At 60.3% G+C, this 25,474-nt stretch carries 18 protein-coding genes; 15 read left to right on the top strand and 3 right to left on the bottom strand.

What is annotated here, in order from left to right; translation table 11 throughout:
• The first annotated feature begins 92 nt into the window (after window positions 1–92).
• From ACKUTP_RS00525 to ACKUTP_RS00465, 13 genes are all read left to right on the top strand, one after another.
• Window positions 93–1,172: a substrate-binding domain-containing protein gene (locus ACKUTP_RS00525; protein WP_055309672.1), complete on the top strand. Its 1,080-nt coding sequence runs from the start codon at window positions 93–95 to the stop codon at window positions 1,170–1,172.
• A 460-nt stretch (window positions 1,173–1,632) separates the two neighbouring features.
• On the top strand, window positions 1,633–3,060 hold the full coding sequence (uxaC, locus tag ACKUTP_RS00520) for a glucuronate isomerase (protein WP_409063286.1): 1,428 nt from the start codon (window positions 1,633–1,635) through the stop codon (window positions 3,058–3,060).
• Between the two features lie 94 nt (window positions 3,061–3,154).
• On the top strand, window positions 3,155–4,669 hold the full coding sequence (locus ACKUTP_RS00515) for a tagaturonate reductase (protein ID WP_409063285.1): 1,515 nt from the start codon (window positions 3,155–3,157) through the stop codon (window positions 4,667–4,669).
• A gap of 81 nt (window positions 4,670–4,750) precedes the next feature.
• A complete protein-coding gene (locus ACKUTP_RS00510; RefSeq protein ID WP_409063284.1) occupies window positions 4,751–6,235 on the top strand; it encodes a UxaA family hydrolase in 1,485 nt (494 codons plus the stop codon).
• A gap of 411 nt (window positions 6,236–6,646) precedes the next feature.
• A complete protein-coding gene (locus ACKUTP_RS00505) occupies window positions 6,647–8,206 on the top strand; it encodes an MFS transporter (RefSeq protein WP_215693149.1) in 1,560 nt (519 codons plus the stop codon).
• 114 nt (window positions 8,207–8,320) lie between these two features.
• A complete protein-coding gene (locus tag ACKUTP_RS00500; RefSeq protein WP_409063283.1) occupies window positions 8,321–9,916 on the top strand; it encodes a glycoside hydrolase family 28 protein in 1,596 nt (531 codons plus the stop codon).
• Between the two features lie 104 nt (window positions 9,917–10,020).
• Window positions 10,021–10,830, top strand: a complete 810-nt coding sequence (locus tag ACKUTP_RS00495; RefSeq protein WP_409063282.1) for an alpha/beta hydrolase — start codon at window positions 10,021–10,023, stop codon at window positions 10,828–10,830.
• A complete protein-coding gene (locus ACKUTP_RS00490) occupies window positions 10,827–12,992 on the top strand; it encodes a pectinesterase family protein (protein WP_409063281.1) in 2,166 nt (721 codons plus the stop codon). Before ACKUTP_RS00495 ends, ACKUTP_RS00490 begins: the two co-directional genes overlap by 4 nt.
• A gap of 69 nt (window positions 12,993–13,061) precedes the next feature.
• Window positions 13,062–13,730: an SGNH/GDSL hydrolase family protein gene (locus tag ACKUTP_RS00485; protein WP_409063280.1), complete on the top strand. Its 669-nt coding sequence runs from the start codon at window positions 13,062–13,064 to the stop codon at window positions 13,728–13,730.
• A 65-nt stretch (window positions 13,731–13,795) separates the two neighbouring features.
• Window positions 13,796–15,034: a glycoside hydrolase family 105 protein gene (locus tag ACKUTP_RS00480; protein WP_409063279.1), complete on the top strand. Its 1,239-nt coding sequence runs from the start codon at window positions 13,796–13,798 to the stop codon at window positions 15,032–15,034.
• A 1-nt stretch (window position 15,035) separates the two neighbouring features.
• Entirely contained in the window at window positions 15,036–15,941 is a 906-nt protein-coding gene (locus ACKUTP_RS00475) for a sugar phosphate isomerase/epimerase family protein (protein WP_409063278.1), read from the top strand.
• A 103-nt stretch (window positions 15,942–16,044) separates the two neighbouring features.
• Window positions 16,045–17,262 carry an FAD-dependent oxidoreductase gene (locus tag ACKUTP_RS00470; RefSeq protein ID WP_409063277.1) on the top strand — a complete coding sequence of 406 codons (1,218 nt, stop codon included), beginning with the start codon at window positions 16,045–16,047 and terminating at the stop codon, window positions 17,260–17,262.
• Between the two features lie 200 nt (window positions 17,263–17,462).
• A complete protein-coding gene (locus ACKUTP_RS00465) occupies window positions 17,463–19,412 on the top strand; it encodes an FAD-dependent oxidoreductase (RefSeq protein ID WP_409063276.1) in 1,950 nt (649 codons plus the stop codon).
• A 118-nt stretch (window positions 19,413–19,530) separates the two neighbouring features.
• On the opposite strand, the gene ACKUTP_RS00460 is transcribed toward ACKUTP_RS00465, so the two are convergent.
• The 3 genes from ACKUTP_RS00460 to ACKUTP_RS00450 form a co-directional block, all read right to left on the bottom strand.
• On the bottom strand, window positions 19,531–20,172 hold the full coding sequence (locus ACKUTP_RS00460) for an RpiB/LacA/LacB family sugar-phosphate isomerase (RefSeq protein WP_055285999.1): 642 nt from the start codon (window positions 20,170–20,172) through the stop codon (window positions 19,531–19,533).
• 140 nt (window positions 20,173–20,312) lie between these two features.
• Window positions 20,313–21,122: a gluconate 5-dehydrogenase gene (locus ACKUTP_RS00455; protein WP_117797090.1), complete on the bottom strand. Its 810-nt coding sequence runs from the start codon at window positions 21,120–21,122 to the stop codon at window positions 20,313–20,315.
• 160 nt (window positions 21,123–21,282) lie between these two features.
• A complete protein-coding gene (locus tag ACKUTP_RS00450) occupies window positions 21,283–21,975 on the bottom strand; it encodes a FadR/GntR family transcriptional regulator (protein ID WP_409063275.1) in 693 nt (230 codons plus the stop codon).
• Between the two features lie 233 nt (window positions 21,976–22,208).
• On the opposite strand from ACKUTP_RS00450, the gene ACKUTP_RS00445 reads away from it, so the two are divergent.
• Together ACKUTP_RS00445 and ilvD are read left to right on the top strand one after the other, a co-directional pair.
• Window positions 22,209–23,570: a GntP family permease gene (locus tag ACKUTP_RS00445; protein ID WP_225093208.1), complete on the top strand. Its 1,362-nt coding sequence runs from the start codon at window positions 22,209–22,211 to the stop codon at window positions 23,568–23,570.
• 108 nt (window positions 23,571–23,678) lie between these two features.
• Window positions 23,679–25,457, top strand: a complete 1,779-nt coding sequence (ilvD, locus tag ACKUTP_RS00440) for a dihydroxy-acid dehydratase (protein ID WP_409063274.1) — start codon at window positions 23,679–23,681, stop codon at window positions 25,455–25,457.
• Window positions 25,458–25,474: the final 17 nt, after the last annotated feature.

Genomic DNA, 25,474 nt, shown 5'->3' with positions numbered 1-25,474 from the left:
ATTTGAGGGAGAGCACGGCGAGTCGAAGAGTATTTTTGGGGTATCGTTAACTGGACTATTAATTGGCAACTTATCTATAACGGAGTAACCGCATGAGCGCTCGCGTAACCATGAAGGACATAGCCGCCGAGCTTGGCGTTTCCATCAATACCGTGCACAAGGCCCTGACGGGAAAGGCCGGCGTGAGCGAATCCGTGCGCGCCAAGGTGAACGCTAAGGCCGAGGCCATGGGCTATCACCGCAACACAAGTGCCTCAAGCCTGCGCCGCAAGGATATCAATCTGGTGTTTTGCCTGCCCCGCGCATCGCGCGAGGGAGCGTACTTTTTCCGTTACCTGTGGGAAGGCTGCAATCGCTTTGAACAGGAGGTCATCGACCGGGGCATTACGGTTGAGCGCGTTGAATTTGGCGTGGGCGGCTACGCTGATGCACTCGAGCAAATCGACGAGCGTCTGCAGGTGGGCGAGAAGATTGATGGCTTGCTCGCCTATGCGCCGGGCGACGATCGTGCGACTGAGCTTTTGGGGCAGATCGCCGAGGCGGGCGTGACGATTGAGCTTGTCGACGGCGACCGTCCGCATTTGAATCGTTTGGGTGCGAGCTTGGCCGATTATTCGACGGCAGGCAGCCTTATGGCCGAGCAGGCGGCAAACCTGGTCCATGCTTCTGGGGCCGACGCCCGCGTGCTCCTTTTGACAGGCGACCCATATACCGATTCGCACTATCTAACCGCCCGCGCCTTCCACAATTACCTGCGCGAACGTGATATTCCATGGCAGGTTGAGGATCTTGCAGGTGCCCATGCGCAAGTCAAACAACTCGAGCATGAGCTCGAAAAGCGCTTGAGTGCGCCGGACGCCCCCGAACTTATCTGTAGCGTTTTTGCCGTTGGTTCCGAAGTGGTTGCCGACGCGCTCGTCTCGACCGGCAAGGCCGGTCAGGTCATGGTGATCGGCAACGACCTGTTTCCCGAAAGTGCTCTGGCCTTGCGCCGCGGTATCTTTACCAATATTGTCTATAAGGACCCGACGAGCCTGGCGTATCGCGGCGCTAAGACGCTGGGCGATTATCTGCTGTGGGGAAGGACCCCGACGGTGCCCGTCCAGAAGGGTGCCGTCGAGATGGTATTTGCCAGCAATGTCGACCGCTACTGCGAACTTGCGGGTATTTAGCCGATTGAGCAGGTACCCCCTCTTGCGACGTGCATTTTTGGGAGTATTCAGCATTGGCATGCCCTGAATGAGGTGCAGAACGACTGTTTTAAGTGCCCCCGATGGCGTAATTTGCCATCGGGGGCACTTTTTATGCCGATCGGGCGCTATCTGCGTTCCAAATAGGACGCTGAGGATGGCGCACGGCGCGCTCCAATGCTGAATACTCCCAAAAATGTACGTCGGGACATGACCCACCTGAGCAAAAGCGCTCAAGTTCGGTGTTCGGGGACGCCAACCAGTCCGCAATACATGCAAGTCACATCTCCAGCAACCGTTGAACGGGCAAAATCTACCGTTCACCCCGTGGTGGTTAGGTGAACGTTCACCTTTTGAGGTGCAATGGATTAGTATAGTGAACGTTCACCTAAAGGATAACGAGCGCGCCGTGCGCCCGCCTTGCCAGCAAAGGGGCTGTTTGATGAAAAACTTTATGGACGATCAGGATTTCCTGCTGAGCACCAAGACCGGCGAGGAGCTGTTCCACAACTTTGCCGAGGGCATGCCCATCGTCGACTATCACTGCCACATTTCTCCTAAGGAGATTTGGGAGGACAAGCGTTTCGAGAACATCACCGAGGTTTGGCTGGGCGGCGACCACTACAAGTGGCGCCTGATGCGTGCCAACGGCGTCGACGAGCGTTTTATCACTGGCGACGCCCCTGCTCGCGAGAAGTTCCAAAAGTGGGCCGAGACCCTGGGTCGCTGCGTTGGCAACCCCGTCTTTGAGTGGAGCCACCTGGAGCTTAAGCGCTACTTTGGCTACGAGGGCGTCCTCAACGGCAAGACTGCCCAGGAGGTCTGGGACCTTGCCAACGCCAAGCTCGCTGAGGCTAGCTTTACCTGCCGCAACCTGATCAAGCAGTCCAACGTCCGCATGATCTGCACTACCGACGACCCCGCCGACAGCTTTGGGTGGCACAAGAAGATTGCCGCCGACGACAGCTTTGACGTTCAGGTCGTTCCCGCCATGCGCCCCGATGCCGCTTTGCGCATCGAGCGCGGCCAGGAGTTTGCCGACTACTGCAAGCACCTTTCCGAGGTTGCCGGCGTTGAGGTCAGCGACTTTGAGGGCATGAAGGCTGCCATCTCCAAGCGCTACGATGTCGCCCACGAGCTGGGCTGCCGCGCTTCCGACCACGCGCTCGACTACGTTATGTACGCCCCGGCTACCGCCGAGGAAATTGAGGCTATCTTTGCCAAGGGCCTTGCCGCCGAGCCGCTTACCGAGGACGAGGTCCTCAAGTACAAGACGGCCTTCATGCAGTTTGTCGCCGGCGAGTATGTGCGCCTTGGCTGGGCCATGCAGCTGCACTTTGGTTGCAAGCGCGACAACAACCGTGCCATGTTTGCCAAGCTCGGTCCCGATACCGGCTACGACTGCATCTCCAATTACACGCCGTCCGACCAGCTCGCTGATTTCCTCAACTCCATTCAGGAGACCTGCGGTCTGCCCAAGACCATCCTGTACAGCCTGAACCCCATCGACAACACCATGATCGATACCGTCATGGGCTGTTTCCAGGAGGCCCCGACCGCCGGCAAGATCCAGAACGGTTCCGCCTGGTGGTTCAACGACAACGAAGTCGGCATGCGCGAGCAGCTCACCGCCCTTGCCAACGAGGGCGTTCTGGGCAACTTCGTCGGCATGCTCACCGACTCCCGTTCCTTCCTGTCCTATCCGCGCCACGAGTACTTCCGTCGCGTGCTGTGCAGCGTGATCGGCGAGTGGGTCGAGCAGGGCAAGTACCCGGCCGACATGGAGCTGCTGGGCACCATCGTGCGCGACATCAGCTACAACAATGCGGTCCGCTACTTTGGCTTTGACCTGGACACCGTCGAGGCCTAAGCCCGCATCGAATCACATCGAACCCTGGGCGCCGTTGCCACACGCGGAGCCCCGTTTTGCTTGCACGCTAACAGACATCTAAGGAGACACATAGATGGAGAACATCAGCTACGATGCGCTCGAGAAGATCGGCTACAAGGGCTATTTGTTGCCCAAGGATGCTCCCGAGAAGGTTCTGCAGTTTGGCGAGGGCAATTTCCTGCGCGCCTTCGTCGACCGCTTCTTTGACATGGGTAACGAGGCGACCGGCTGGAATGGCAAGATCGTCATGGTCCAGCCCATCAGCGGCGCCTTTGGCTTTGCCGACGGTATCAATGCCCAGGACGACCTGTATACCGTGCTGGTGCGCGGCAAGGAGGACGGCAACACGGTCGACGAGTCCCGCGTGATTAGCGCTTGCAGCCGCTGCATCAACCCGTACCGCGAGGACGACTACCGCGCCATGATGGAGGTCGCCGTCTCCGACGACCTGGAGATTATCGTCTCCAACACCACCGAGGCCGGTATCGCCTACGACCCGTCCTGCAAGGCCGACGACATGCCACCCGCGAGCTTCCCCGCCAAGCTTGCCCAGGTGCTCCACACCCGCTGGGCTGCCGGTAAGCCGGGCGTCATCGTCCTCGCCTGCGAGCTCATCGATCACAACGGCGAGGAGTTGCTGCGCATCATGAACCAGTATGTGAGCGACTGGGGCTGGGAGGACGAGTTTGCGCAGTGGATGGCCAACGACTGCACCGTCTGCACCACGCTCGTCGACACCATCGTACCGGGCCGTATCCGCGACGCATCCGAGGCCGCCGCGGTGGCCGAGCGTCTGGGCTACGAGGATCCCTTCCTGGCCGTGCGCGAGCCCTTCCAGATGTGGGGCATCCAGGGCGACGAGTCGCTTGCCGAGAAGCTTCCCTTTGTGAAGGCTGGTCTTCCGGGTGTCTTTGTGACTCCCGACGTCACCCCGTACAAAAAGCGCAAGGTCCGCATCCTCAACGGTGCCCATACCGCCTTCGTTCCGGGTTCCTGGGTTGCCGGCTTTGATATCGTGCGCGACTGCATGCATGACGAGACCGTTCGCGGCTTTATGAACACCATGCTCTACGACGAGGTCATTCCGACGCTTGCCGCCGACTTGGATGTCGAGGACTGCAAGGCCTTTGCCGCCGCCGTCGAAAACCGCTTCGACAACCCGTTTATTGATCATGCGCTGCTCTCCATCTGCCTCAACTCCACGGCTAAGTGGCGCGCTCGCGACCTGCCCACGCTCAAGGACTACGTTGCCGAGACCGGCAACCTGCCCAAGTGCCTGGCGACGAGCCTCGCTACGCTCATCTCCTTCTACACGCAGGAGCTCGTGTCCCGCGAGGGCGACGGCCTGCACCTGCGTCGCTCCGACGGCACCGAGTACACCGCTCAGGACGACGCCTTCGTGCTCGACTTCTACGCCGCCCATGCCGGCGCCGACGATGCCCAGCTGGTGCACGACGTGCTCACCAACGAGCAGATGTGGGGCGAGGACCTTACGCAGATCGCCGGTCTTGAGGAGTTTGTCGTCAGTGCGCTCGCCGTCGTGCGCACCGAGGGTGCCAAGCAGGCCTTCGCCAACGCTCAGGCGTAAATTTCCGGCGCAGACGCGGGCGCGGGACGGCGTGCCCGCGTCTCGACTTCTGCTCAACCTGTAGGGTTAGGACCATTTGCAATGAACACTATCCAGATCAATCCGGCCGACAACGTGATCGTCGCGCTGTCGCCGCTTGCCAAGGGCACCGCCGTCGCGGTTCCCGGGGTGGGCGAGGTCGTGGCCGCGGAGGATATTCCGCAAGGCCACAAGATGGCTGTGCGCTCGATTGCCGCCGGCGAGGACGTCATTAAGTACGGCCTTCCTATCGGACACGTGACGGGCGATGTCCAGCCCGGTCAGTGGCTCCACACGCACAATGTGAAGACCAACCTTTCGGGCGAGGTCGAGTACACCTACAACCCCACGTATCCGGTCGTTGAGTCGGTTGAGCCCGAGACCTTTATGGGGTTCCGCCGCGCCGACGGTCGCGCCGCGACGCGCAACGAGCTGTGGATCATCCCCACGGTCGGCTGCGTCAACGAGGTTGCGCGTGCTATGTGCGAGCAGGCTCAGGATCTGGTCGAGGGCTCGCTCGAGGGCGTCTACTACTTCCCGCATCCCTTCGGCTGCTCACAGACCGGCGCCGACCATGCCCAGACGCGTCGTCTGCTGGTGGCGCTCTCGCGTCACCCTAATGCGGCGGGCGTGCTGTTCCTGTCGCTTGGTTGCGAGAACTGCACACACCAGCAGGTGCTCGACGAGCTCGGTGACTTCGATCACGAGCGCGTCCGCTTCCTCACCTGCCAGGATGTAGCCGACGAGCAGATCGAGGGCCACAAGATTCTGGCCGAGCTGGCAGACCTCGCCAAGCAAGCCGAGCGCGAGCCCATTTTGGCCTCCGAGCTGGTTATTGGACTTAAGTGCGGCGGCTCCGACGGCCTTTCGGGCATTACCGCCAACCCCACGATCGGTCGCGTGAGCGATATGGTCGTAGCCCGCGGTGGCACTTCGGTGCTCACCGAGGTGCCCGAGATGTTTGGCGCGGAGAGCATTCTGCTCGATCGTTGCGAGAGCCAAGACGTCTTTAACGCCGCCTCCGACATGCTCAACGGCTTTAAGGACTACTTTATCAGCCACGGCGAGGTCGTCTATGAGAACCCGAGCCCCGGCAACAAGGACGGCGGTATTACCACGCTCGAGGACAAGAGCTGCGGCTGCGTGCAAAAGGGCGGATCTGCCCCCATCGTCGACGTGCTGCCGTACGCCGGTCAGGCTACCAAGCATGGTCTGAACATGTTGTGCGGTCCGGGCAACGACATGGTATCCACCACGGCCCTGACGGCTGCCGGCTGCCACGTGATCCTGTTCTCGACCGGCCGCGGCACGCCGTTTGGTGCGCCGGCGCCTACGCTCAAGGTGTTCACCAACCAGCGCCTGTGCGACCACAAGGCCAACTGGATGGACTTTAACGCCGGTGTGGTGGCTACGGGCGAGCGTACGCTCGATGAGGCTGCCGGCGATCTGTATCAGCTGGTGCTGGACACGGCGAGCGGCAAGCTTACCAGCGCCGAGCGTCGCGGCTGTCACGAGATCAGCATCTGGAAGGACGGCGTCTGCCTGTAGCGATGACACGTTGAGCGCGTGATCGGGCAAGCTGTTGCAAAGACCGGACGACCCCGCTGAGGACATTCTCGGCGGGGTCGTTTTTTCGTTTCTCGTTGCGTTGTCGTGCACGGCTTTTTTGGGGAAGGGCGCCCGGCACCTCCCCCATCTCCAGAGAACAATGAACGTTCACCTAGTGGTTGCGTGGTGCTGAATCGACTTAATAATCAAAAATGCAGGGATTTTTTCATTTTCAAGTCCGTTCAACGGCAAAAAACGACCGTTCAAGGATAATATACAAGTGAACGTTCACCTATTATAAGCAATCGCGCATAATCTAGCTAAACGTTCACCCTGAACGGCATGCAGACAGACGTCGGTATGGACTCCAATGTCTTGTTCCAAGACAATCGAGAAAAGAGAGGGAGCTCGATGACTAACAAGATCGGTAAAAAGCGCAAGATCACATTCTGGACGCGCTTGGGCTTTGGTATGGGCGGTATGCTCAATTCCGGTGCCCTGACCTTTACGCACAGCTACATGGTGCTGTTCCTGTCCACGGAGTGTGGCCTGTCCGCAGGCGAGGCTGCACTGATCAGCTCGTTTGCCATCTATGTCAACGCTATTCTTTGCCCGCTGATGGGCTTTGTGGCCGATAACTTCTATGCCACCAAGATTGGCCGCATCTTTGGTCGTCGTCGTTTCTGGATCTTGCTGGCCATCCCGATGATGATCGCCGAGCCGCTCATCTTCGTGGCTACGCCGTTTGGCTTCCCGTACTACTTTGTGCTGTACCTGATCTACAACGTCGCGTATACGTTCTGCACCGCCAACCTGTCGCCGCTTACCATCGAGATGACCGACGACTTCAAGGAGCGTACGTACCTCACCGGCTACAAGCATCTCTTTGGTAACGCCGCCGGCTTCCTGATGGCTGCACTTGTGGGCTTCGGCTTTGGCACCTTCGGCGAGACCAACCCGTTCAGCTACTTCATCATCGCTACGATCAACGCTTCGGTCATGGCAATCTCGCTGCTTTGTGTGTACCTGTCCACGTGGGAGCACACCCCCGAGGAGGTCGCTCAGGAGAAGATCGAGAGCGTCGGCGAGGGTATCAAGAAGTTCTTCATCGACGTAATCTCCACCTTCCGCAACAAGTCCTTCCGCAAGGTCCTGTACGCACAGGTCTCCACGAAGCTCGCTGCTGCCTGCTGGTCTGCCTGCCTGTCCTTCTTCATCGTCTACTGCCTGCAGATTCCTAAGTCCTACGAGTCCGTGATGGAGATGCCCGGCAAGGTCGTCGCTATCGTCTGCACCGCCATCTGGGTTGCCCTCATGGCCAAGAAGGGCTTCCACAAGTCTTGGTACCTGGCCAACGTCGGTTGCGCTGCGTGCATCATCGCCTACAACTACTTCGCCTTTGGTCAGATTAACGGCACCTCCACGGTCGCCATCGCTATGATCGCCTACCCCATCATCTTCGCTATCTGGAAGTTCTTCTACGTTGGCTTTCAGTATCTGCCCGATGTTCTGCTCAACTACATTCCCGATGTCGATGAGCTCATCACCCTGCGTCGTCGCGAGGGCATCTACAGCTCCGCTCAGCAGCTCTGCCAGCAGATTGCTCAGGCTATCGCTGTAAACGCCTGGGCTATCGTCCTCGCTGCCTCCGGCTTCATTCAGACCGCCGGTAACAGCGACGCCGTGACCCAGCCCGCCACCGTGCCTCTGTACATCTGCGGCTACATGCTCATTGGCTGCGCCGGCTTCTTCCTGCTCGCGGCTGTCCTTGCCCGCGGCATCAAGATCGACAAGGAGCAGTGCGACGTCCTTTGCGACGAGATCCGCCGCGTCAAGGAGGGCGGCAAGATGGCCGACGTCAAGCCCGAGGTCAAGGCGCTTTGCGAGGAGCTCTCCGGCTTTAAGTACGAGGACTGCTTTGCCCACAACAACGTTGGCTTCCAGGACGGTAGCGTAACCCCCGCCGAGTAAGGCCGACATATCGTCCAAATCACAGGGCCGTGCCACCGGAATTCCGCCGGCAGGCACGGCCCTTTTTTAAAAACGAGTAGTATGAACTTCTGATTACATTTGAGGGAGAGACCCATGGAGACGAACGTTATCTGGCGCAACGCCCGCGCGGCCGTTATTGAGCTCGACGACGGTGGCTACTTTACCTGTGCCGATACGTGGGAGATCTTTGTCAACGATGAGCCCGTCGGTACCACGAATACGGTCGAGACCTATGTCGACGGCCTGACCCCCGGCAAGCGCAACCTGGTTCGTTTTGTTTGTGGCGAGCGTGAGCTGAGCGTAGGTGTCACCACGCCGGCTGAGCCTTTTACCATCAACGTTCGCGACTGTGGCGCCAAGGGCGATGCCGAGCATGATGACACCACCAACATCCAGGCTGCCATCATGGCCTGTCCCAAGGACGGGCGCGTGCTGATTCCCGCCGGCAGCTATCGTATCAAGTCCCTCTTCCTTAAGAGCAATATCAACATCGAGCTCGCCGAGGGAGCGGTGCTGCTGGCTCGCCACGATCGTGCGGCGCTTGCCTACATCCCCGGTACGGTCACGGGCGACGAGGGTGCTGGGTATGCTGGCACCGATATGCTGCCCCTGGGCCGCTGGGAGGGCGAGAGCTTCTCGACCTACTGCTCTACCTTTACGGGTCTGAGCGTGCACGACGTGTGCATCTATGGTCGCGGCGCGATCGACGGTCAGACTGATTTTGCCGAGGACAACTGGTGGAACAAGGACTTTAAGAACATCTTCCGTCCTGAGGAGGGCCGCGAGGTCGCCCGCCCGCGCATGATTTTCCTGTCCGAGTGCCAAAACGTGAGCTTGGCCGGCTTCACCGTCCGCAACAGCCCGGCGTGGAACATCCACCCCATCCTGTGCGAGCACATCGATGCGCTCTGCCTGTCCATCGAGGGCCCCAAGAACTCCCACAACACCGATGGCTTCGATCCCGAGAGCTGCGGTTTTGTTCGCATCCTTGGTTGTCAGTTCTCGGTGGGCGACGACTGCATCGCCATCAAGAGCGGCAAGCTGGGCATTGAGCCCGAGCTTCGTCCCGCCACGCACGACGTGCTGATTTCTCACTGCTACATGCACGACGGCCATGGTGCCGTGGTGCTGGGATCCGAGGCTGCCGGCGGCATCAAGGACCTTACCGTGAGCAAGTGCCTCTTTGAACGCACCGACCGCGGCCTGCGCGTCAAGACCCGCCGCGGGCGCGGCAAGGACGCCGTCAACGAGGGCATTACCTTTGAGCACATTCGCATGGACGAGGTGCTCACGCCCTTCGTGGTCAACTCGTTCTACTTCTGCGACAAGGACGGCAAGACCGATTACGTACAGTCTCGCGAGGCGCTGCCCGTCGACGACCGCACACCCGGCTTTGGTGCCACGACGTTTTGTGATATCGAGGCTACTAACTGCCACGCGGCCGCTGCTTACATCACGGGCCTGCCCGAGAGCAAAGTGACGCGCCTGACGTTCCAGGATGTCCACGTGACCTTCGCGCCGGATGCCGAGCCCTTTGTCCCGGCCATGGCCTGCGGCGTTGAGCCCATGGTGCGCCAGGGCATCATCGCGCAAAACGTCAAGGTACTCGACCTGCAAAATGTGGTGATCGAGGGCCAGGACGGCGAGGAACTGCAGCTCCAGAACGTCGACAAAGCCGTCCGTTCCTAACCCGGATTGATGACCAGGGCTGCATTGTCGGATAGATCGGCAATGCAGCCCTTATGCGATACGGCCGTGTGCGCTGCGCTACGCATCATGGTGAAAGGGAATACATGCTCAATAAAACGATTCCTGTCGGGGTCGATGGCTCGTCTGCCACGATTGCGTCTTATGTTTTTGCCCCGACCGAAGATGCTTATGCTTTAAAACCGCTGCCTGCAGTTGTGGTCGTGCCAGGAGGCGGCTACGATCACGTTTCGCCGCGCGAAGGCGAGCCGGTAGCGCTCCGTTTGTTGGCGATGGGCTACCAAGCGTTTGTGCTGAACTACTCGGTTGCTCCGGCTGTCTATCCGCTGGCATTGCAAGAACTCGCGCGGGCGGTCGATACCGTCCGAGGCCATGCGGCAGAGTACTGTGTCGATCCTGATCGGATTACGGTCATGGGTTTTTCGGCCGGTGGGCATCTGGTTGGCTTGCTCGGGGCGCTTTGGGACCAACCCTGGCTTGCAGAGTCGATTGCGGCATCGCCTGAGTCGATTCGGCCTGACACACTTTGCTTGGGCTATCCGGTCGTAAGCTCGGGGGCCTATGCTCATCGTGGTTCGTTTGAACACCTAACGGGTGCCGATGGCGCTTTGGCTCAAAAGTTGTCGATCGAGAATATGGTGGGCGAGGGCTTCCCCCGTACGTTCTTGTGGCATACCGCCGAGGATGCATCGGTACCAGTTCAAAATAGCCTCCTTCTTGCGCAGGCTCTTGCCGACCACGGGATTGGCTTTAGCCTACATGTCTTTCCGCATGGAAAGCATGGGGCATCGCTCGCCACGGCCCAAACGGCATTTAAGGTCTGCGCCGAGCATATTCAGCCACAGGTTCAGGGCTGGCCCGAGCAGTTCGCTGCCTGGGAGCGTGATGGACGATGAGCGAAAGTATCTATAAGCTGCGCGTTTCGAGGGCTGCGGCAGGAGCGTATTCAACGATTTCCGATGCCTTGGCGGCAGCCGATCAGCTCTATCCGGATGCCGAGCAACCGGTGATGATTCGCGTCGATCCGGGCGAGTATCGCGAGCGGGTCGAGATTCATCGACCGTATGTGACGCTGGTGGGCGAGACGGCTGACAGCGTGCGTATCGTGGGCAGCCTGGGTGCCAAGATGCCCTCGGGGGACGGCTCGGGCGTCGACGGCACGCTCGGCACCTTTAGGACCTATACCGTTTTGGTCGATGCCGATGACGTGCGGCTCGAGAACCTTACGATCGTCAACGATGCGGGCGATGGGCGCGAGGTCGGTCAAGCGATTGCCCTGTATGCTGATGGCGACCGTCTGGTTGTCGATGCCTGCTGCATTAAGGGACACCAAGACACGCTGTTTTTGGGTCCGCTGCCGCCGCATGAGGCCAAACCGGGCGGGTTTATAGGACCCAAACAGTATGCGCCGCGCCGGGTGGGGCGCCAGTATTTTCGACGTTGCCGGATCGAGGGCGATGTCGACTTTATCTTTGGCGGCGCGCGTGCCTACTTTGAGGGGTGCGAGATTCGCTCGCTCAACCGCGATATGGACGTGAACGGCTACGTGACGGCGGCGTCGACGCCCGAAGGCGAGCCGCACGGCTTTGTGTTCCACGGCTGTTCGTTTACAGCTCCGGATGGCGTGGCGCCGGATTCGGTCTACCTGGGTCGTCCTTGGCGCGAATGGGCGCAAACTGTGCTGATCGATTGCTGGCTGGGGCGACATATCAAGCGCGAAGGCTGGTGGGATTGGAATAAGCCGGCGGCACACAACTGCGTGCAGTATGCTGGCGCGATTCTGCATGGGCCGGCGGGTGATACTACCGGCTGGGTGCCGTGGGCGAATGAACTCGATGTGATGGCTGCCGCCGGGTACGCTCGCGAGCAGGTGCTTGCCGGTGGGGATGGCTGGGATCCCGAGGGCGGCGACGGTGATGCGGTTGAGACGGCTGAACTGTCTGCCAACGGCCGCACCGTGCACATCGAGACGTACTGCGAAGACGAACCTGCGCTGCGTGCCCGGCTGAAGCGCGAGGGGCGTTCGGCTGCTTTTACGGGCAAGACTCCTGCGGATTTTGAGGCATGGAAGATTGCGACCAGGACTCGTCTGTACGATGTTTTGGGCCTTTCGCTTATGGACCGCGTCCCGATTGAGATTCGTGAGCTCAGCCGCGTGCGGGTTGCCGGCGGCATCGTGCGCACCCATGCGATGTTGCAGGTCGAGCGCGATGTTTGGATGCCGTTCTACCTGTTGGAACCGTCTCGTCCTAAGCTTGATGAGCGGGGACTCAAACGCTGCTATATCTGCCCGCATGGCCATCAGGGAGCGGGTGCTGCAAGCGTAGCCGGTGTTGCGGGCGTGCCGGCTGTCGATGATGCCGTGCGTAAGTTCAATTACGACTACGGTCTGCGTTTGGCACGCATGGGTTACGTGACCGTCTGCCCTGATGCGCGCGGTTGGGGATACCGTCGTGACTGGAAGGGTCAGGGCGATGACGAGAACAGCTACCTGCGCGGTACGTGTCTGAATCAAGCACGTATGGCCGAGCCACTGGGTCTTACGGTCGCGGGCCTCAACGTCTGGGACAACATGCGCTTGATCGATTACTTGGAGGCGCGCGGCGACATTGCCATGGATGACCTGGGTTGCTTTGGTTTTTCGGGTGGCGGCTACATGACGTTGTACCTGGCCGCACTCGACCCGCGTGTGCGCAAGGCGTTTGTCTCGGGCTATCTGTACGGTGTCGACGATTCGCTGCTGCATCTCAATGGCAATTGCAGCTGCAACTACACACCCGGACTTTGGCGCTTACTCGACATGGGCGATATTGCCTCGCTCATCGCGCCGCATCCGCTGCTGGTGCAAAGCTGCGAAGAGGATCATCTGAACGGTTCGCGCGGGCTGAAAAATGTTGACGAGCAGCTCGAGATCGTGCGCGATGCCTACAAGTTGCTGGGTCGCAGAGATGGCCTGCGGCACGAGGTATGTCCGGGTGAACACCATCTGGGCGTGACACATCTTGCCGAGGATATCGAATGGCTCGATTCGCACGTTGCGGAATGCGCCCGTGCATAGCCCCTCGGCATGCTGCGAATAAACGGTACGTTCCTGTATGACCGCCGATGGGCGGATGAGGAGAAGATTATGGAAACGAAGAGTTTGAGTGAATCGACCATTTGCTGCTTTGGCGATTCGACCACATGGGGGGATAACGGATGCGGCGCAGGCGGCAACGACATCTCTTGGACTTCGCATCTGGGCGCGTTGCTGGGAGGTGCAGTCGTCGAGAACTTTGGCATCAAGGGTTCGCGTATCGCCATCAAGGCCGACCGTACCGATTCATTTGTCGAGCGCTTGGACGGCATCGACGATGCGGCCGATGTCTATGTTGTCTTTGGCGGCGTTAACGACTTTAGCCGCAACGTGCCGCTTGGCGAGTTGGGCAGCACCGATGCGCATGAGTTCTATGGTGCGGTCGACTATCTGATCCGAACCATCACGGCGCGCTCACCTCAGGCAAAGCTCGTGTTTATGACGCCGTGCAAGACGAGTGGTAAGCACGAGAAGGATATCCCGGCAAGCGACGAGCTCAACCACCTGGGGTTGACGCAGGTCGCCTACGTGCGAGCGATGCTCGAGGTCTGCGACCGCTACTCCGTGCCGGTGATTGACCTGTATGCGCAAAGCGGTATCAGCCCGTTTTTGCCGGAGCACCGCGAGCTCTATATGCCGGACGGTCTGCATTACAGTCCTGCCGGCTATGAGCGCCTGGCGCATCGCATCGCCGCGGGTCTCACCGCCGTTTGCCGCTAAAAGTCTGCCGTTCGCGTTACACTAGGGGTAACGTTCACCTATCGTTTATGTCAGAGGGGACAGCAATGGGTTGCAATCAAATCCTGGACCGTTATATCGAGCAGTTGATCGAAACCTCTACGCCGCAGGCGCCGGCTTGGAATATCGAAAAGATTCGCGCCGGCAAGGAGAACACCTGGAACTATATTGACGGCTGCATGATCAAGGCGCTCATCGAACTGTACGAGATCACGGGTGAGCAGCGCTACCTGACTTTCGCCGATGACTACATCGATTTCTTTGTCCAGGACGACGGTACCATAAAGCATTACAACCCCGAGGAGTACAACCTCGATAACGTCAATGCGGGCAAGACCCTCTACAAGCTCTATGACCTGGTGGGCAAGCCCAAGTACCGTGCCGCCATGGACACCATCTACCGCCAGCTCGAGACCCAGCCGCGCACCAAAGAAGGCGTGTTTTGGCACAAGGCCGTCTATCCCAACCAGATCTGGCTCGATGGCATGTATATGGCCCAGCCGTTCTACATGCAGTACGAGCTGAGCTTCCACAACCGTCGTGCCTGCTCGGACAGCTTCCATATGTTCCAGGTCGTGCATGACCTGATGCGCAACCCCCTCAATGGTCTGTACTATCACGCTTACGACGCGAGCCGCAAGCAGTTCTGGTGCGACCCGGTCACCGGCCTTTCGGCTAACTTCTGGCTGCGCGCCGAGGGCTGGTTTGCCATGGCGCTCATCGACACGTGGGAGCTTATGCCGCCTTCGATGTCGGCCGAGAAGGACGAGATCCGCAAGATGTTCCACGACCTGATCGACGCCATGCTGCCGTATCAAGACGAGAAGACCGGCATGTGGCATCAGGTCATCAACCTGCCCAATATCGCCCCCAACTACCTGGAGGAGTCGGGCAGCGCGATCTTTGCCAACGCCATCATGAAGGGCGTGCGTCTGGGCGTGTTGGGTGAGCGCTACTACCAGTACGGCCGTCGCGCCTTCGACGGCATCTGCGAGACCTGCCTTTCCGAGCACGATGGCCAGCTGGCGCTCGACAACATCTGCCTGGTTGCGGGCTTGGGAAACACCGCGCACCGCGAGGGCACGTTTGATTACTACATGAGCGAGCCTATCGTCAAAAACGATGCGAAGGGCGTGGCGCCGCTGGTGCTTGCCTATATCGAGACCATGCATCACGACAAGCTGGCCGGTAAGCGCGATCCGCTCGCCCCCTCGGGCGTGTGCTCCATCGAGGACCCGTTTGGCGGATACACCCCGGGCATCAACGCTCATAAGGGATGCGAATAACGTGGGGGCTATTACTCCGGGCGTACGTTTGCACGACCTTCCGCAGGGGACCGTCGAGGAACGCATTCGCATGGCGGGAGAGCTGGGCTTTTCGTGCATTCAGCTGCCGAGTAAGGTGCTCTACGCATCGATGGGGATCGATCGAGGCGGCCTGACCCGCGAGCTTGCCGACCATTTGCGTGCGGTGCTCGACGAGGCGGGCGTTTCGGTCGCCGTGCTCGGCTGTTATAAGAATCTGGCGACGCCCGATCGCCAACAGCTCATGGATAACTTTGCCGAGTACGAGGCATGCCTGAACTTTGCCCAGATGCTCGGCGGCTGCCCGGTGGGTACCGAGACCGGTCGCCCCAATGCGCAGAACCGCGTCGCGGACGACCGCATGACCGACGAGGCACTCGATACGTTTGCAGACGGGCTTGCACGCGTCTGCGGTCGGGCCGAGGCCGTGGGCGGGCAAATACTGATCGAGCCTGGCTGGAACGAGACGGTCAACACGCCGGATCGCTGCCGTGAGGTGCTGGAGCGCGTCTCGAGCCCGTCGCTCGGCGTGATCTACGACCCGGTATCGCTGCTGCACCCCAGTGTCGTTGACGAAGCGCAGGAAATCACCGCGTGCATGCTCTACTTATGCGGCAGTAAGATCCGCGTGCTGCACGCCAAGGATTTTGAGGTCGTTGATAACGAGGACGAAGCCGGATGGTGCGACGGTACGGGTTCACGCCTGGTGTGCCACGGCGTGGGCGAGACGGGCCGCTATGACTTTGAGCCCGTGGTGGCCTGGGCTGCCGCCGCCTGTCCTGGGATTCCCTGCGTGGTCGAGAACAGCGTGCCGGCGACGGCGGCTGACTGCCTGGCGACACTCGAGCACATGTCCGCTCGCTGCGGGGCTTCGCATCGCGAGCTATAGCATTGGCTTTTGCCGTGTCGGCAGATTGAGATTACCTGCATGGGGGCGGCGGTGAAGGGTCTTTATCGTCGCCCCATTGGATTGCATTAAAAAGGGGAGTTGCGTGGCTATCCACATTGTCGAAGAGGCGAATCGTTGCCTAGGTTGTAAAAGGGCGTTCTGTCAGATTAAGGGCTGCCCGGTTCAGACGCCTATTCCGCAGGTCATCGACCTGTTCAAACGGCGTCGTCTAGAAGAGGCGGGCGAGCTATTGTTCCAGAACAATCCCATGAGCGCGGTCTGCTCCATGGTGTGCAATCATTCGGGCCAGTGCGAGGGCGCTTGCATCCAGGGCCGCAAGGGCGCGCCGGTGCATTTCTCGAGCATCGAGAACTATATCTCGACAGCGTATTTGGATCGTAAGGAGTGGACGCCCGCGCCGTCGTGTGGCAAGCAGGTCGCTGTGGTCGGCTCCGGCCCAGCCGGCATTACCGTGGCAATTAAGATGGCGCAGCTGGGTTGCGCCGTCACTGTTTTTGAGCAGCGGCCCGAGATCGGCGGTGTGCTGGAGTACGGTATCCCCGAGTTCCGCCTGCCCCGTGCGCTCGTGCAAAAGTATCGCCACGTGATGTGCTCGCTTGGCGTGCGCGTGCGCCCCTCGACCACCATCGGTGGCGCGCTGCATATCGACGACCTGCTGCGCGACGGCTACGATGCGGTCTTTGTCGGTACTGGTACCTGGCGAGCTCGAAAGCTGGGTATTCCCGGCGAGTCGCGCGGCAACGTGCTGTTTGGTATCGATTATCTGGTCGATCCCACGAGCGTGGCAATCGGGCAGAACGTGGCGGTTATCGGCGCCGGCAATGTGGCCATGGATGTTGCCCGCACGGCCCTGCGCTCGGGTGCCCGCAAGGTCACTGTGTATGCCCGATCGCGCCATATCTCTGCCATCGATGACGAGGTGGAGCTGACCGAGCTTGACGGTGCCGAGATTGTGCGCGGCAAGGCGATCTGCGCCATCGATGATAACGGTCCGGTGTTCGAGACGGCTATCTTTGACGAGGACAACAACGTGGTGGGCTATGAGGAAGAGCTCGACCATGTGTCCGCCGACACAGTTGTGATTGCGGCTTCGCAGGTGCCCAAGGACAAGCTTGTGCTTACGACGGGCGGTCTGGAGACCGATCATCGCGGCCTTCTTTCGGTCGACGAGTACGGTATGACCACCGTGCCTGGCGTCTTTGCCGCCGGCGACGTGGTTAACGGCCCGCTGACGGTTGTTCACGCCGTAGCCGGCGCCAAGCTCGCCGTCGAAGGCATGACTACCTATCTGGGCCTCTAACTCCATCCCACCCATCAGTTGCGGTGAAATACGGACTGTTTTGGCTGGCAAAAGTCTCATCTACTCCGTATTCCACCGCAACTTTTTGTGGGGATCGGATTAAAGGCGGGGGAGTGCGAGCGGGTACGGACGCGGCGGTTGCTGATACGATAAGTACGTTAGCAACTGCCGCCGAGCGGCTTAAACGAAAGGAAGCCTGTATGGAGTCATCCGCCTACCCGATGCTCTTTAGCCCGATCAAGGTCGGTACGACCGAGGTCAAGAACCGCGTCTTTATGCCGCCGGTGTCCACCAACCTGGCCGATCATGGCTATGTGACTGACGACTTGGTCGATCATTACCGTGCCCGTGCCAAGGGCGGCGTGGGCCTCATCATCACCGAGGTCGTGACGGTCGAGCCCACCTATACCTATCTGCCGGGTGACATGTGCTGCTACGACGACACGTTTATCCCCGGCTGGGAAAAGCTCGCCGCGGCCGTCCACGAGTACGGCTGCAAGATCATGCCGCAGCTCTTCCACCCCGCCTACATGGCCTTTAACATCCCGGGCACGCCGCGCTTGATCGCTCCGTCCTTTGTGGGCCCGTCTTACGCCCGCGAGGCACCGCGCCCCATCACGGTCGACGAGATTCACGAGCTCACGCATCAGTTTGGCGACGCTGCCGTGCGTATGCAGAAGGCCGGTGTCGATGGCGTTGAGGTCCACGCAGCGCACGCCCACGGTATGCTCGGCGGCTTTTTGACTCCGCTCTACAACAAGCGTACCGACGAGTACGGCGGCTCGCTCGATGCCCGCATGCGCTTCCTGCTCGAGGTCATCGCCGAGATTCGCGAGCGCTGCGGCAAGGACTTTATCATCGACGTCCGCATCTCGGGCGATGAGTACACCGATGGCGGTCTGACCCTCAACGATATGATTTATGTCTCGCGTCGCCTGGAGAAGGCCGGCGTCGACATGATTCATGTGTCGGGCGGCACCACCATCAAGCGCGGCTCCGCGATTCCCGCCGCCGGTACCCAGCAGGCCTCGCACGCCGCCTGCTCGCGCGAGATTAAGAAGCACGTCAACATTCCCGTCGCCACCGTCGGCCGCATCAACGAGGCCTGGATCGCCGAGGAGCTGATCGAGGACGGCGCTGCCGACATCTGCATGATGGGCCGCGCCAATCTGTGCGATGCCGAGTTCTGCAACAAGGCCGCTGCCGGCAACGCCGACGACATCCGCCCCTGCATCGGCTGCCTGCGCTGCCTGAACGGCATTATGTTCGGCAAGCGCATCTCCTGCACCGTCAACCCGGACGTGGAGCGCGACGAGGCTGGCTACGAACCTGCTGCCGAGGCCAAGAACGTGCTCGTTGTGGGCGCTGGTCCTGCGGGCATGGAGGCAGCCTATATTGCTGCCAAGCGCGGCCACAACGTGGTGCTCGTGGATAAGCAGGATGAGCCGGGCGGCGAGATGCGCATCGCGGCCGTTCCTCCGGCAAAGCAGGAGCTCACCCGCGTGATCAAGTACCAGTATCGTCGTCTGGCCGAGGCGGGCGTGAAGTGCGTCTTTGGTACCGAGCTCTCGGCCGAGGACATTCAGCGCGACTACGCGGGCTACGAGGTTGTCCTGGCTTATGGCGCTGAGCCCATCGCCCCGGCCTTCATGCAGGGCTTTAAGCAGGTTATGACGGCTGACGACCTGCTGGGTGGCAAGGCTTTCCCGGGCAAGAAGATCGTCATCGTGGGCGGCGGCACCGTCGGTTGCGAGACAGCAGATTACCTGGCCCCGCTGGTCAACGACCTGTCGCCGGCCAATCGCGATGTCACCGTCATCGAGATGACCAAGACGCTCGCTGCCAACGAGGGCGGTGCCGGTCGCGCGGTGCTCATCACGCGCATGCTCTCCAAGGGCGTCCACGTGCTGACCGAGGCCAAGGTGACCGAGATCACCGAGGACACCATCAGCTACGAAAAGGACGGCGAGGTCCACACCATCACCGGTGCCGATACGCTGGTGCTGGCGATGGGCTACCGTCCCAATACCAAGTTGGCCGACGACCTTGCCGCTGCCGGCGTTGCCACCCACGTGCTGGGCGATGCCAACAAGTGTGGCAACATCCGCGATGCCATCGGCGATGGCTATAAGGTTGCCTGCGAGCTCTAGTTAATCCCTTGGTGCATGGGGCCTGTCCCCGCGGCGTCAGTCGGTAGATAGTAAAAAGCGGCGGTCGTCCCGTACGTGGGACGACCGCCGCTTGCGTTAGCTGCAATGAGTTGTGCGATTAGAGGCCTAGGATCTCCTTGACCTTGGCGATGATGGCCTCGTCGGTTGCGTTGGCAAAGAAGTACTCCTGGAAGTGCTCGCCGGCAAGTGCGCCCTTCACCAGGTCCTGGTCGAGCTCGTCCAGGATGTCGACGAGCGGACGCATGGTCACAGCGCGGACGCCGTCGAGGATCTTCTTGTTGCGCTGCTCGGGCTCAACACGCTCGGCAGGATAGCCGTTGCCCGAACCAAAGCCAAAGAGCTTCTCGAAGGTGTACTCGAGATTGAGCTCCTGGCCCCAGCCGTTCTTGAGGGCGAAGGGCATGGCGACGGCGTTGCCATCGTTGACCTGGGCAAAGGTGTAGGCGTCGAGCGGGTCGGCAACGTGGCCGCACAGCACGCCGGGGAAGGAGTTGCAGGCGAGCATGGCGCCCTCGCCGGTGCCGCAGCCGGTCACGACGTAGTCGGCAGCGCCGGAGTTGAGCAGCACGGCGGCCAGGATGCCGTTCTGCACATAGGTGAGGGGCTTGGAGTCGGCGTCGGCATACATGCCATAGTTAAAGACGGTGTGGCCCATGGGCTCGACAACCTTCTTAAGGGCAGCCTCGATCATAGGGTTCTTGGAGTTCTGAGAGTTCTCATTGATCAGAGCGATTTTCATTGCGAATTACCTTCCTATTTCTAACTTGCGGTGGAATACGGACTGTTTTGCCTGATAGAAGCCAAAACCAATCCTTATCTCACCGCAACTCAAATGAAAAACGAGTGGATGAAACCTGATGTGGGCAGTTGCGGTGACGCTTATTGAGGCTGCTTTCCAATGTATGCGAGGATGCCGCCGTCGACGTAGAGGATGTGGCCGTTGACGAAGTTCGACGCGTCGGAAGCCAGGAACACGGCGGGGCCCTTCAGGTCCTCGGGCGTGCCCCAACGGGCGGCCGGCGTCTTGGCAATGATGAACTGGTCAAACGGGTGGCGGCTGCCGTCGGGCTGCGTCTCGCGCAGCGGTGCGGTTTGCGGCGTGGCGATGTAGCCGGGCCCAATGCCGTTGCACTGGATATTGGCCTCGCCAAACTCCGAGCAGATGTTCTTGGTGAGCATCTTGAGTCCGCCCTTGGCGGCAGCATAGCCGGCGATGGTCTCGCGACCCAGCTCGCTCATCATCGAGCAGATGTTGATGATCTTGCCGTGGCCCTTGGCGATCATGCCAGGCAGGCAGGCCTTTGACACGATAAACGGTGCGTTGAGGTCGATATCGACGACGCGGCGGAAGTCCTCGGCGCTCATGTCGAGCATCGGGGTACGCTGGATGACGCCGGCGTTGTTGACCAGGATGTCGGGCGTGGTGCCAAAGTCGGCCTCGATCTTGGCGATGAGCTCGGCGACGACAGTCTCGTCGGTGACGTCGGCAACATAGCCGTGAGCGTCAAAGCCCAGCTCACGGTAGTGCTTCTCGGCTTCGGCGACTTTGTCGGCGTGACGGGCGTTAAAGGCGATCTTGGCGCCGGCCTCTCCGAGCGCCTCGGCAATGGCCATGCCAATGCCGTAGGTGGCGCCGGTCACCAGTGCGACCTTGCCGTCCAGACGGAAGCTGTCCATAAGATCAGACATAGCGATCCTTTCAAAAGAAACGTTCATCTATATAAGTCTTGCTTTTCATACAAGGTCAGTATAGGTGAAGCAGCGTAATAGCCACCCCTTATTCCCTAAAATCAGGTGAACGTTCACTTTTAAAAGGCGAACGGTAGTCTCGCCCTTGCCGTGCGGACGTCTATTTGCTCTGTTCCTGCGCTCCCTCTGCGATCATGTTGCGGTTGTACACCAGATGCAGGTACATCGCGTCGTGCGCTGCGGTGGGATTGCGCGCGGCGATGGCGTCGGCCACGCCACGGTGGGTGCGGATGGTTTCCTCAACCAGCTTTTTGCCGGTCACGTCAATAAACAGGGGGACAGGCGCCTTGAGCACGCCCATTAGGCGGGGAACGACGAGGTTGCCGCAGCTTTCGGCAATTGCGATGTGAAACGCGGTGTCGGCGGCAGAATAGTCTTCGTCCCGCGCGGCCAAGTGCTCGGACTCATCGCAAAGCTCTTTAATGCAGATGATTTGATCGTCGGTCGCGTGCTCTGCGGCCATGCTGGCCATCTGCGGCTCGATCATAAAGCGCACTTCGAGCAGGTCGCGTGCCAGGCGCCTCTTGTCATCGATAAAGGTAAAGCCCAGCGGATCGTCGGCAACGCCGGGGTTTGATGCCACATAGGTGCCCGAGCCCTGTTTAATGCGCACGATGTTGCGCGACTGCAGCAGCTTCATAGCCTCGCGTACGGTGCTCCTGCCAGCACCCAGGCGCTCGACGAGCACAGCCTCCTTGGGCAGGCGGTCGCCTTGCTCAAGATGCTCATCCAGGATCAGTTGAATAATTTTCTCCGAAATCTGCTCGGGGAGTCCCGAATCGGCTCGTGCCACGCTTCACCTCATATCAAAAGAATTCATCAGAGCTATTCTAGCTCATTTAACAGAAGCCGCGGTGGTTCGCTCCGACAATGGAGAACTGTAAGTGGCCGTTTACCGTCAAAAACAGATCGTTCAGCAAATACATCAGATGTATTTCGAAAAAGTTTCCCTTTTAAACATCAGACCTATTGAAAACGCGCTATAGTCTAAGCCGAATTCAAAAGGTCTGATGAATTGGAGGAAAGATGTCAGACCCAACGTTTATGGCCGACCCCACCAGGCTGGTCATCGCCGCCATCGTGGGCATCGCGCTGCTGCTTGCGCTCATCATTAAGTTCAAGCTGCATCCTGTGCTTTCGATGATGGTCTCGGCGCTCGTGATCGGTATCGGAGCCGGCATGCCGCTCGATATGGTGGCAGACACCGTCACCAAGGGCGTGGGCACCACGCTGCAAAACATCGCCTTGCTCATTGGCCTGGGATCGATGTTTGGCCAGATTTTGGAGGAGAGCGGCGGCGCCAAGAAGATCGCCCAGACCTTCATTGACGCCTTTGGCCAGGGCCACTCCAGCTGGGCGCTGGGCATCACCGGTTTGGTCATCGGCACCACGGTGTTCTTTGAGGCGGGCGTAGTCGTTTTGATTCCGCCTGCGTTTAGCGTGGCATCGCAGACCAAAAAGTCGACGCTCTACTACGGCATCGCGCTGCTCGCGGGACTTGCCGCTGGCTATGCGTTTGTGCCGCCATCCGCCGGGTCGGTTCTGGTCGCCGGCACGCTCGGTGTCGACCTGGGCACCATGATCCTCGTCGGTATCCCCACCGCCTTTATCGCTATGGCGATTGCCGGCGTCGTGTGGGGCCGCAACGTGGGCGGTCGCATTTTTACCGATGTTCCGGAGCACTTTACCTCTGCCGAGGGTGCGAGCGATGAAAAAGAGCTTCCCTCCTTTGGCATGGTGCTTGCCATCGTGCTCACGCCGCTTTGTCTGATTTTGCTGGGCACGTTGTCCTCTTATATCCCCATGCCCGCCGAGCTCGCCTCGATTCTCGCCTTCCTGGGCAAGCCGTTCGTCGCTTTGACGCTCGCCACGCTCGTCGCGATGTATCTGCTGGGCGCGCGCCGCGGCTACTCCGGCGCCGAGCTCAAGGCCCTGCTCGACCGCTCTCTTAAGCCCGTCGGCATGATCTTGCTGGTTATCGCCTGTGGCGGCGTCATTCGCTGGATGCTGCAGGACTGCGGCTTGGGCCAGGTTATCGGCCCTATGCTCGAGGCCTCACCGCTGCCTTTGGTGGTCGTTGCCTTTTTGATTGCCGTCATGGTGCGTGCCTCTGTCGGCAGCTCCATCGTCGCTATGACCATGGCATCGGGCATTATGGCCGCCATGCCTGCGGTTTCCGGAGCCTCAGTGCTCATGCGTGCCGCTATCTGTCTTGCTATCTGCGGCGGTGCCACGGCCCTCTCGCACGTCAACGATGCCGGTTTTTGGATGTGCTCCTCGTTCCTGGAGATTGACGAGAAGACCACCCTCAAGTCCTGGACCGTTATGGAGACGCTCATCGGCCTTTCGGGTCTTGCCTGCGCCCTGGTGATTTCGTTCTTCGCCTAGTTCGCGTAGCTAAGCATCTTTTGCCGAGTGCATCGCTCGGTACCCATTTACACCTGATTCATTAACCAACGATTGGTACAACCGTTCAAACCAAAAGAGGAGAGCACCATGGACGAGAAGACCAAGGCACAGATTCAGCAGGAGGCAGCCGACCTGGTTGCCAAGCTGCAGCCGCGTTCCGGCAAGTTTCGCACCATCAGCCCCGAGATGGACCCGCTGCGCCTGGGCTCTGGCTGGTCTATCGAGGATCTGGACAAGCCGCAGGTCATTATCGAGTCGACCTTTGGCGATTCGCACCCGGGTTCTGCCGGCCTGTTCGAGCTGGTCGAGGAGGTCCGTGCCGGCGTTGCCGAGGCTGGCGGTCACGGTGCCCGTTACTTCTGCACCGATATCTGCGACGGCGAGGCCCAGGGACACGACGGCATTAACTACTCGCTGCCCAGCCGCGACATGATCGCCAACATGATCGAGATCCATGCCAAGGCCACCCCGTTCGACGCCGGCGTCTTTGTCGCCAGCTGCGATAAGGGCCTGCCTGCGAACCTCATGGCCATGGGCCGCATCAACATCCCCTCCATCGTCGTTACCGGCGGCGTCATGGATGCCGGTCCCGATCTGCTGACCTTGGAGCAGCTCGGCGCGATTTCTGCCCGCTACGAGCGCGGCGAGATCTCCCGCGAGGAGCTTGAGTTTGCCAAGCACAACGCATGCCCCAGCTGCGGCGCCTGCTCCTTTATGGGTACCGCCTCGACCATGCAGGTCACGGCCGAGGCCCTGGGCCTTATGCTCCCCGGCACGGCTCTGCTGCCCGCCACCAGCTCCGACCTGCGCGAGTTCGCCCGCGAGGCCGGCCGTCAGTCCGTGTGGCTCTCCGAGCACAACCTGTGCCCCCGCGACATCGTGACCAAGGAGTCCTTCGAGAACCTCATCATGGTCCACGGCGCCATTTCGGGCTCCACCAACTCGCTGCTGCATATCCCCGCGATTGCCCGCGAGTTTGGCATCGAGATGTCCGCCGACGACTTCGATCGTCTGCACCGTGGCGCTCACTACCTGCTTAACGTCCGTCCCGCAGGCGAGTGGCCGGCGCAGTTCTTTTACTATGCGGGTGGCGTGCCGCGCATCATGGAGGAGATCAAGTCGATGCTCCACCTCGATGTCATGACCGTCACCGGCAAGACCCTCGGCGAAAACCTCGAGGACCTTAAGAACAACGGTTACTACGAGAAGTGCGGTCGTTACCTTGAGAAGTGGAATCTCAAGCGCGAGGACATCATCCGTCCGTTTGACCAGGCCTTCGGCACCGACGGTTCCATCGCCATCCTCCACGGCAATCTTGCTCCCGAGGGCGCGGTCGTCAAGCACACCGTCGTTCCGCGCGAGATGTTCCAGGCTACGCTCAAGGCCCGTCCGTTCGACTGCGAGGAGGACGCCATTCACGCCGTCCTGACGCACGAGGTCAAGCCCGGCGATGCCGTTATCATTCGCTATGAGGGACCCAAGGGTTCCGGTATGCCCGAGATGTTCTACACCACCGAAGCTATCGCCAGCGACCCCGAGCTGGGCGCGAGCATTGCCCTGATCACTGACGGCCGCTTCTCCGGCGCCTCCAAGGGCCCGGCTATCGGTCACGTTTCGCCCGAGGCCGCTGTGGGCGGTCCGATTGCCCTGATTGAGGAGGGCGACCTTATCCGAATCAACATCCCCGAGCGCTCGCTGTCCATCGTGGGCATCGCCGGCAAGGAGATGGAGCCGGCCGAGGTCGACGCCGTCCTGGCCGAGCGCCGAGCCGCTTGGAAGCCCAAGGCTAATCGTTACACCTCCGGCACGCTCAAGTTCTTTACCGAGCATGCAGTTTCCGCCATTCAGGGTGGCTACATGGAGTAGCGCCCATGCGCATCAAA

The sequence above is a fragment of the Collinsella sp. wc0529 genome, from assembly GCF_046116875.1.
Classification (GTDB): domain Bacteria; phylum Actinomycetota; class Coriobacteriia; order Coriobacteriales; family Coriobacteriaceae; genus Collinsella.
The sequence above is the reverse complement of the archived record's forward strand: the minus strand, read 5'-3'. Positions and strand labels throughout refer to the sequence as shown.